Origin of the sequence: Photobacterium alginatilyticum (genome assembly GCF_009910675.1) — a bacterium.
Lineage (GTDB): Bacteria > Pseudomonadota > Gammaproteobacteria > Enterobacterales > Vibrionaceae > Photobacterium > Photobacterium alginatilyticum.
In genome coordinates this window covers 50084-59870 of sequence record NZ_RSEJ01000013.1, presented here as the reverse complement: position 1 = coordinate 59870, position 9787 = coordinate 50084, and the positions used below count along the sequence as shown (strand labels likewise).

General features: G+C 51.4%; 7 protein-coding genes. 6 read left to right on the top strand and 1 reads right to left on the bottom strand.

Annotation, left to right across the window (positions count from 1 at the left end; all coding sequences use genetic code 11):
* Nucleotides 1-3 precede the first annotated feature (3 nt).
* The 5 genes from murC to lpxC all read left to right on the top strand — a co-directional run bounded on the left by murC (nt 4) and on the right by lpxC (nt 6067).
* Nucleotides 4-1464, top strand: coding sequence for a UDP-N-acetylmuramate--L-alanine ligase (murC, locus tag EIZ48_RS13400; RefSeq protein WP_160652205.1), 1461 nt, complete (start codon nt 4-6; stop codon nt 1462-1464).
* Nucleotides 1465-1724: 260 nt separating this feature from the next.
* Nucleotides 1725-2480, top strand: a complete 756-nt coding sequence (locus EIZ48_RS13395) for a cell division protein FtsQ/DivIB (protein ID WP_160652384.1) — start codon at nt 1725-1727, stop codon at nt 2478-2480.
* 67 nt (nt 2481-2547) lie between these two features.
* On the top strand, nt 2548-3804 hold the full coding sequence (gene ftsA / locus EIZ48_RS13390; protein WP_075762355.1) for a cell division protein FtsA: 1257 nt from the start codon (nt 2548-2550) through the stop codon (nt 3802-3804).
* Nucleotides 3805-3838: 34 nt separating this feature from the next.
* Complete coding sequence (gene ftsZ, locus EIZ48_RS13385) at nt 3839-5035, top strand: cell division protein FtsZ (RefSeq protein WP_160652203.1); 1197 nt, start codon at nt 3839-3841, stop codon at nt 5033-5035.
* A gap of 114 nt (nt 5036-5149) precedes the next feature.
* Nucleotides 5150-6067 (top strand): UDP-3-O-acyl-N-acetylglucosamine deacetylase, encoded by a 918-nt coding sequence (gene lpxC, locus EIZ48_RS13380; protein ID WP_075762353.1) that lies wholly within the window; start codon nt 5150-5152, stop codon nt 6065-6067.
* 94 nt (nt 6068-6161) lie between these two features.
* Here the strand turns inward: lpxC and EIZ48_RS13375 are convergent, their stop codons facing one another.
* Nucleotides 6162-6623 carry a DUF721 domain-containing protein gene (locus tag EIZ48_RS13375; RefSeq protein WP_075762352.1) on the bottom strand — a complete coding sequence of 154 codons (462 nt, stop codon included), beginning with the start codon at nt 6621-6623 and terminating at the stop codon, nt 6162-6164.
* Nucleotides 6624-7030: 407 nt separating this feature from the next.
* Between EIZ48_RS13375 and secA the strand changes: the two genes are divergently transcribed.
* Nucleotides 7031-9757, top strand: a complete 2727-nt coding sequence (secA, locus tag EIZ48_RS13370; RefSeq protein ID WP_160652201.1) for a preprotein translocase subunit SecA — start codon at nt 7031-7033, stop codon at nt 9755-9757.
* The last annotated feature ends 30 nt before the right edge of the window (nt 9758-9787 follow it).

The window sequence follows — 9787 nt, the reverse complement described above, 5'->3', positions numbered from 1 at the left end:
GTGATGAGTAAACTGGATAACCCGCAATTAGCAAAAATCAGAACCATGGTGCCAGAAATGCGCCGCGTTGAGCGTATTCACTTTGTTGGAATTGGCGGGGCCGGCATGAGCGGTATTGCCGAAGTATTGATTAATGAGGGCTATTGCGTGAGCGGCTCGGATATTGCCCCGAATGCTGTTACCGAGCGACTGACAGAAAAAGGCGCCGAGCTTTTCTTTGGTCATGCCGCCAGTAACGTTGAGGGGGCGAGTGTGGTCGTGGCCTCTACGGCAATATCTGCCGATAACCCTGAACTGGCCACTGCACGTGAGCTGAGGATCCCGGTTGTGCGCCGGGCAGAGATGCTGGCCGAACTGATGCGCTATCGCCATGGTATTGCGATTGCCGGTACCCATGGCAAAACGACCACAACGGCACTGACCACCCAGATCTATTCGGAAGCCGGTCTCGATCCGACATTCGTCAACGGTGGCCTGGTGAAAAGTGCCGGTACCAATGCTCGCCTGGGCTCCAGCCGCTATCTGATTGCCGAGGCCGACGAGAGTGATGCCTCATTCCTGCACCTGCAGCCGATGGTGTGTGTGGTGACGAATATTGAAGCCGATCATATGGAAACCTATGGCGGTGACTTTGAGGTGCTGAAGCAGACCTTTGTCGACTTCCTTCATAATCTGCCTTTCTACGGCCTGGCCGTGATGTGTATTGATGATCCGGTTGTGCGTGAGCTGCTGCCGAGAATTGGCCGCCAGGTGATCACCTATGGTTTCTCTGAAGATGCCGATGTCCGCCTGGTCAACTATCGCCAGAAAGGCCAGCAGGGGCACTTTACCATTTTACGTTCGGGCAGGCCTGCGCTTGATATCGAGTTAAATATTCCGGGTCAGCACAATGCGCTGAATGCCACGGCTGCCGTTGCGGTGGCAACCGAGGAAGGGGTTGAAGACAAGGCGATTATTCGTGCGCTGGCAGAATTTCAGGGGACAGGCCGTCGCTTTGACCACCTGGGTGAGTTCGAGTCCGGCAACGGCAAAGTAATGCTGGTGGATGATTATGGCCACCACCCGAGTGAAGTGGACGTGACAATCAAGGCCGCAAGGGCTGGATGGCAGGAAAAGCGCCTGGTAATGGTGTTCCAGCCTCATCGTTACAGCCGTACCCGTGACTTGTACGATGACTTTGCCAATGTGCTGGAGCAGGTTGATGTGCTGGTGATGCTGGATGTATATGCTGCCGGAGAGGCACCGATTGCCGGGGCCGATGGCCGCGCCCTTTGCCGCACTATTCGCGGACGCGGCAAGATCGATCCGATTTTTGTCCCTAACAGCGAGGCATTGCCGTCTGCGCTGGCCAATATCATTCAGAATGATGATTTGGTATTAACTCAAGGCGCCGGTGATGTTGGCAAGATAGCCCGTCAACTGGCTGAAATGGAGCTGAATATTTCAGAAATGCGCCGGGATTGATTACTTATCAATAGTTGAAAGCAAGATGGTACATTTATTGCATCATTTTTAAGCGGCAAAGTGCCCGTGATATAACCATTTATTAGGTTTTGATCTCAGGATATGAAAGGAAACCTTCAACAATAGTTGGAGAGCAACGGGTTGGTCGGTATAATCGATCAACTTTGTGCATTCCTACCTGACTTTTCCAAGCGTCAGTTATCCCTCCCGGTGATGTTGGAGGGGTAATGATGATTGAGGTAAGGGCAAACAAACATTATATGGCTGATGCAGTCTTAAAAAGAGTATCCCAGCCTTCTTTGGGTAAGGCGGCACATTGGGGAGGCGTGGCATTTTTTCTCTTTGTTATCGGTTTTGTCGCCTGGCTGGTTAGCGCAGGGTTAAACTGGATGACAGACGCCAACCGGTTGCCGTTATCGCAGTTGGTGATTCAGGGAAAGCTTGAGTACCTGAGTGCCGACGATGTTCGCCAGGGAATACTGCAGTTGGATCACCTGGGCAGCTTTATGACCCAGGATGTCGATGAGATCCAGCTGGCTCTGGAAGCGTTGCCTTGGATTTCGAGAGCGTCGGTACGAAAACAATGGCCTGATTCCATCAAGGTTTTTGTGGTTGAGCACCAGCCGGCGGCAATCTGGAACCAGCAATACCTGGTAAATACTGACGGTGCGGTGTTCGAGGCACCGGCGGAACAGGTCACAGAGAAACATCTGGCCGGATTAAGCGGGCCGGATGGTAGCAGCCACGAAGTGCTGGCTGCGTTGCATGAAATGCAACCAATATTACAGCTTGCCGGGTTCGACATTGCCAGATTGGCATTGAATGAACGCCGGGCCTGGCGAGTATGGCTAAAGAATGGAATTCGACTCGAGTTGGGTCGAGAAGCCCGAATGGAGCGCCTAGAGCGCTTTATCGGCATATATCCTGAATTAGAGCAGCAGGGAAAAGCCATTGAGTACGTAGACTTGCGCTACGATACCGGGGCTGCTGTGGGTTGGAAAGTGGTTCCAGAATAATACAACCAGAACAAGCCTCTGAATAACCAGGGCTGTTCGGTGAGTATAACTATAAGAGCGTGCGCTAATGACGAAGGCGGCAGATAAAAAACTCATAGTGGGCCTGGATATCGGCACATCCAAAGTGAGTGCTTTGGTTGGGGAAGTCTTGCCTGATGGCAATGTAAATGTCATTGGTGTCGGCAGCAGCCCGTCACGGGGAATGGATAAAGGCGGGGTTAATGATCTTGAGTCCGTCGTCAAATCTGTTCAGCGCGCAGTCGATCAGGCTGAGCTGATGGCAGATTGCCAGATTTCCTCTGTGTTTTTGTCGTTATCCGGCAAACATATACGTTGCCAGACAGAAAAAGGCATGGTGCCTATTTCTGACAAAGAGGTAACGCAGGATGACGTTGATAATGTTATTCATACAGCGAAATCAGTAAAAATTAGCGATGAACACCGAACTTTACATGTAATTCCTCAGGAATTTGCTATTGATTATCAAGAGGGAATTAAAAACCCTGTTGGATTATCAGGCGTTCGGATGGAAGCCAGTGTGCATTTGATCACCTGTCACAACGATATGGCTCGCAATATTGTAAAAGCGGTCGAGCGCTGTGGACTAAAGGTTGATCAGCTGATTTTCTCTGGTTTGGCGGCCAGCCATGCGGTACTGACAGCCGATGAGCGCGAACTGGGTGTTTGTGTGGTTGATATCGGCGGCGGTACCATGGATCTAGCGGTCTGGACTGGCGGAGCATTGCGGCATGCCGAAGTGATCCCTTACGCCGGCAATGTCGTGACCAGTGATATCGCCTATGCATTCGGTACGCCTCCGGGTGATGCCGAAGAAATCAAAGTGAAATTTGGCTGTGCGTTGAGCGAGCTGGTGAGCAAAGATGCGAAGGTCGATGTACCGAGTGTCGGTGGTCGACCGTCACGCAGCCTGCAGAGCCAGACACTGGCAGAAGTGATAGAACCCCGTTACAGCGAGCTGTTGGGGCTGGTTAATCAGAAACTGCTGGAAATACAAGAACAACTGCGTAATGCAGGGGTGAAGCACCATTTAGCGGCAGGTATCGTTCTAACCGGCGGTGCCGCACAGATGGAAGGCCTGATTGAATGTGCCGAGCGAGTTTTTCGCAATCAGGTACGGATCGGGCAACCGCTTGAGCTAAGTGGGCTGACTGATTATGTTCAGGCTCCGCACTATGCAACTGCAGTAGGTTTACTGCATTACGGAAAGGACAGTCAGACATTTGATGATGGTGAGCTGGAGCCGAAGCGTTCGGTATCCGGAATTTTCTCCAAAATCAGTGGCTGGCTAAGAAAAGAATTTTAAAACCTGATGCGAACAGGATAAACGGAGAGAACAAATGTTTGAACCGATGATGGAAATGTCTGATGAAGCGGTAATTAAGGTCATTGGCGTTGGCGGCGGCGGCGGTAATGCTGTCGATCACATGGTACGTGAGTCGATTGAAGGTGTTGAGTTCATCAGTGTCAATACTGATGCTCAGGCGCTTCGGAAAAGCAGTGTAAGTACAGTGATCCAGATCGGTGGTGATATCACCAAAGGTTTGGGTGCGGGTGCGAACCCTCAGGTGGGTCGTGACTCGGCACTGGAAGATCGTGAGGCGATCAAGGCTGAGCTGCAAGGCTCGGACATGATCTTCATCGCGGCAGGAATGGGTGGCGGTACCGGTACCGGTGCGGCTCCGATCATTGCTGAGGTGGCGAAAGAGCTGGGCATTCTTACTGTTGCTGTGGTGACCAAACCATTTAGCTTTGAAGGTAAGAAGCGTATGGCCTTTGCTGAGCAGGGTATCGAAGAGCTGTCAAAGCACGTCGACTCGCTGATCACGATTCCAAACGAAAAGCTGCTGAAAGTGCTGGGCCGCGGTATTACTTTGCTGGATGCCTTTGCCAAGGCAAATGACGTACTCAAGAACGCAGTACAGGGCATTGCAGAGCTAATTACCCGTCCGGGTATGATTAACGTCGACTTTGCTGACGTACGTACCGTGATGTCTGAAATGGGTCATGCCATGATGGGGAGCGGTGTTGCAACTGGCGATGATCGTGCTGAAGAAGCCGCTGAAATGGCTATCTCCAGCCCGCTGCTGGAAGACATCGACCTGGCTGGTGCTCGTGGTGTGTTGGTTAACATTACTGCGGGTCTGGATATGCGTCTTGACGAGTTCGAAACTGTGGGTAACACAGTGAAAGCGTTCGCATCAGACAACGCAACGGTTGTTATCGGTACGTCTCTGGATCCTGAGATGACGGATGAGTTGCGTGTAACGGTTGTTGCTACGGGTATTGGTAAAGAGAGCAAGCCGGATATCACTCTGGTGACGTCGTCTAAGCCGGTCCAGGCAGTTGCGCAGGAAAAGCCCGCTGCAGCAGCACCGACCGTCGAGGAGACTAAGCCAGCACCGCTGAGCCAGCAGGCTCCTGCGGCCGAAGCGAATGTGCAACAAGGCTCATCTTCAGCGGCGGCGAAGTCAAAGCCTCAGGCTGACCATGACTACCTTGATATTCCAGCATTTTTACGCAAGCAGGCTGACTAGCCAGCGTAAATTGTTTGGGTTACCGCTCAATAAGTGGTAAGATGTTTGCCCATTTATCGTGCAATTGCACGGTAATGGGCCGATGTATTGGCTAATTTAAGTTGAGAAGAGCAGATGATCAGACAACGTACACTGAAAAGCATAGTGCAAACGACTGGGGTGGGACTTCACTCTGGACGTAAAGTCACGCTTATTCTGCGTCCTGCTGCCGCAAATACCGGTGTGATCTATCGTCGTACAGATTTGAATCCGCCTGTGGACTTTCCCGCAGATGCCGACTCTGTGCGTGATACCATGCTGTGTACCGCCCTTGTAAACGAGGAAGGTGTGCGCATCTCAACGGTTGAACACCTAAACGCAGCTTTGGCAGGTATGGGAATCGATAATGTGATTATCGAGGTTGATGCACCTGAAATCCCAATTATGGATGGCAGTGCAAGCCCGTTTATCTACCTGTTGCAGTCTGCCGGTATTGAGACCCTGGGCGCTCCTAAGCGTTTCTTGCGTATCAAAAAAACTGTTCGCGTCGAAGATGGCGACAAATGGGCTGAGCTCCGTCCGTATAACGGGTTCCGTCTGGACTTCGCTATCGATTTTAATCACCCGGCGATTGAATCTGAGCAGCAGCGTTTAGTGTTGGACTTCTCGAGCCAGTCATTTGTCAAGGACATCAGCCGTGCCCGTACTTTCGGCTTCATGCGTGATATCGAGTACCTTCAGTCGCAGAACTTGTGTCTGGGGGGTAGCTTTGATAACGCCATTGTTCTGGATGATTACCGCATCCTGAATGACGAAGGCCTGCGCTTTGATAACGAGTTGGTGACGCACAAGGTGCTGGATGCGATTGGCGACCTGTACATGTGTGGCCATAACATTATCGGCGAGATGTGTGCCTATAAATCGGGCCACGCCCTGAACAACAAGGTGCTGCGTGCAGTCCTGGCTGATCAGGAAGCCTACGAATGGTCTACCTTCGAAGATGAGCGTGAAGTGCCGGTTACCTTTGCCCAGCCGGGTATGGTGCTCGCCTAAGCACAAATGCAGAATTAAAAAACGCCGGACATTGTCCGGCGTTTTTGTATCAACTGAACCATCGCTGGCGCTGTTACACCACCCGTCGACATCATCACTCCCGGCGTTTATTCGCGGCCAATGCTGCCAGCCTCTCTAGCTTTTTCTTGACCTTATCCGGCGCGTTCTTGGCCGTCGTCAGTAAATATTGGGCTGCCAGCGGGGATATTGGCTTCTGAACAATATCCGGCGCCTTGTCTTCCTGCTTTCTTTCGACCGCGGCCAGTGCCGGGTTCACCTTTACCTCGATACTTGCCAGTTGCGGCAGCAGCTGCTCGCGTAATTTTCGGATCAGATTGTTCCGCTCGTAGTTGAGCCGCATCGACCAGGATGCAGAGGCCGTTTCAATGATTAACGTACCCTGGCGATAGTTGCTGACCCGGCAGTGATCCGAGCAATCCAGGTGCTGTTTGACGGCTTTGTCGAGTTTGCTCAGCGCGATAGCACGTTGCTGGATGTTGCCAATCTGGCTGTCATCGAGCAGGCTGGCGGTGGTTCGGGGGCGGTGATCACGCATGTGACATGTCCTAATTAGGGCTAAGTTCTAATTTTTCGAATATGAGTCGTAAGTCGTCCGCTTTTATCATAGGCGACCTCGTTAATATGTCATATTATATCAAGTCTATAGAATGCAGGTTAATGATTGGCTGTTTTCTATAGCAATGGCAGATATGCCTGGCCGCGAGGGATGCAGCTGTTGCTAAAACACTGTCCCCAAGCAAAACATTGGTATTGTTTTCATCTAGCCCTTGAAATTAAACCAGAGGGTCACAATATCATTTATAACCATTGTTTTTCGTGTCGGCTTCTGTTGTCACATTCTTGTGGCGGATTCAGGCGGGACAGGAATCCCGGTTATGAAACCCAGATTAAGCGATTCAGCCAGTACTGAAGCTGAAATAACAAAGAGAAAACGGCAACGCCATGTTATCAAAACTACTGACCAAAGTTATCGGTAGCCGTAACGACCGCACTCTGCGTCGTTTGCGTAAAATTGTTGATCAGATCAACAAGCTAGAACCTCAATTAGAAAGCCTGCAAGACGAAGAGCTGAAAGCGAAAACTGCTGAGTTCCGTGAGCGTCTGGAACAAGGTGAGAACCTGGACCAGCTGCTACCAGAAGCCTTTGCAACCGTGCGTGAAGCGTCGAAGCGTGTATTTGGTATGCGTCACTTCGATGTCCAGCTGATTGGCGGCATGGTGCTTAACGATTGCCAGATCGCCGAGATGCGTACTGGTGAGGGTAAAACCCTGACGGCGACACTACCGGCTTACCTGAATGCCCTGACGGGTAAAGGCGTTCACATCGTTACGGTGAATGATTACCTGGCCGCGCGTGATGCGGAAACTAACCGTCCTCTATTTGAATTCCTTGGCATGACTGTCGGCGTTAACGTGCCGAACATGCCGCCGCAAGCGAAGAAAGAAGCGTATGCGGCAGATATCCTGTACGGAACCAACAATGAGTTTGGTTTTGACTACCTGCGCGATAACATGGCTTTCCGTCCGGAAGATCGCGTTCAGCGTGAGCGTTTCTTCGCGGTAGTCGATGAAGTCGACTCCATCCTTATCGATGAAGCCCGTACCCCGCTGATCATCTCCGGTCCGGCAGAAGACAGCTCTGAGCTGTACATCCAGATCAACAAGCTGATCCCTGAACTGGTAAAACAGGATCAGGAAGATAGCGAAGAATACCGTGGTGAAGGCCACTACACTGTCGACGAGAAGGCCAAGCAGGCCCACCTGACCGAAAATGGCCAGGAGTTTGTCGAAGAGCTGCTCAAGCAGAAAGAAATGATGGCCGAGGACGATACCCTGTACTCGCCAGCCAATATCAGCCTGCTGCACCATGTTCATGCCGCACTGCGTGCCCATGTTCTGTTCGAGCGTGATGTTGACTACATTGTTAAAGATGATGAAGTGATCATCGTTGATGAGCACACCGGTCGTACTATGCCGGGACGTCGCTGGTCTGAAGGCCTGCACCAGTCAGTAGAAGCCAAGGAAAATGTGAAGATCCAGAACGAGAACCAGACGCTGGCCTCGATCACTTTCCAGAACTATTTCCGCCTTTACTCCAAGCTGTCTGGCATGACAGGTACAGCCGATACAGAAGCGTTCGAATTCCAGTCAATCTACGGCCTGGAAACTGTTGTGCTGCCAACCAACAAACCGATGATCCGTGATGACATGGGTGATCTGGTTTATATGACCGAGCTGGAAAAATTTGCTGCGATTAGCGAAGACATTAAAGAGCGTGTCGGCAAAGGTCAGCCGGTATTGGTCGGTACCGTATCGATTGAAAAATCTGAGCTTCTGTCTAACGCTCTGAAAAAGCAAGGCATCAAGCACCAGGTACTGAATGCCAAGTTCCACGAGAAGGAAGCTGACATTGTTGCCGAGGCTGGCCAGTCTGGTGCGGTAACAATTGCAACTAACATGGCAGGTCGTGGTACCGATATCGTACTGGGTGGCTCGTGGCAGAGTGACGTGGCCAAGCTTGATAACCCGACTGATGAGCAGGTTGCAGCGATTAAAGCCAAGTGGAAAGAAAGCCATGACGCTGTGCTGGCTGCCGGTGGTTTGCATATTATCGGTACTGAGCGCCATGAATCTCGTCGTATTGATAACCAGCTGCGTGGTCGTTCTGGTCGTCAGGGGGATCCGGGTTCATCTCGCTTCTACCTGTCGATGGAAGATGGCCTGATGCGTATCTTTGCCTCTGATCGTGTTTCCAACATGATGAAGAAGCTGGGGATGGAAGAAGGCGAAGCGATTGAGCACCCATGGGTGACCAAGGCGATTGAGAATGCCCAGCGCAAGGTAGAAGGTCGTAACTTCGATATCCGTAAACAGCTGCTTGAATTCGATGATGTTGCCAATGATCAGCGTAAGGTGGTTTACGAGCTGCGTGACGAGCTGATGAATGCCGAAGACATCAGCGAGATGATCGAGCAGAACCGTGAAGATGTGATCCAGGCTGTTATCGATGGCCATATTCCGCCGCAATCTCTGGAAGAAATGTGGGATGTACCTGGGCTGGAAGAGCGTCTGAAAACAGACTTCGATATGGAGCTGCCAATTCAGGAGTGGCTGGATACCGAAGAGAAGCTTTACGAAGAAGCACTGCGTGAGCGTATCGTCGAGAAGGCTGTAGAGATTTACCGTGAGAAAGAAGAGGTTGTCGGTGCTGCGGTACTGCGTAACTTCGAGAAGACGGTCATGCTGCAAAACCTTGATACGCTTTGGAAAGAGCACTTGGCTGCGATGGATCACCTGCGTCAGGGTATTCACCTGCGCGGCTATGCCCAGAAGAACCCTAAGCAGGAATACAAGCGCGAGTCGTTTGAGCTGTTCGAGGGAATGCTGGAGAGCCTTAAATCTGATGTTATTATGATCCTCAGCAAGGTGCGTGTTCAGCAGCAGGAAGAAGTTGAGCGTCTGGAAGCAGAGCGTCGCCGTCAGGCGGAAGAGCTGGCTCGTCGTCAACAGTTCCAGCACCAGAATGCAGAAAGCCAGATTGCCGATGAAAGCACTGAAAGTGGCGAAAGCGCTCCTTTCCAGCGTGAAGATCGCAAAGTGGGTCGAAATGAGCCTTGTCCATGTGGCTCCGGCAAGAAATACAAGCAGTGCCACGGTAAGATCAGCTAATTGATTAGCCGTAAAACAGTTTGATACAGT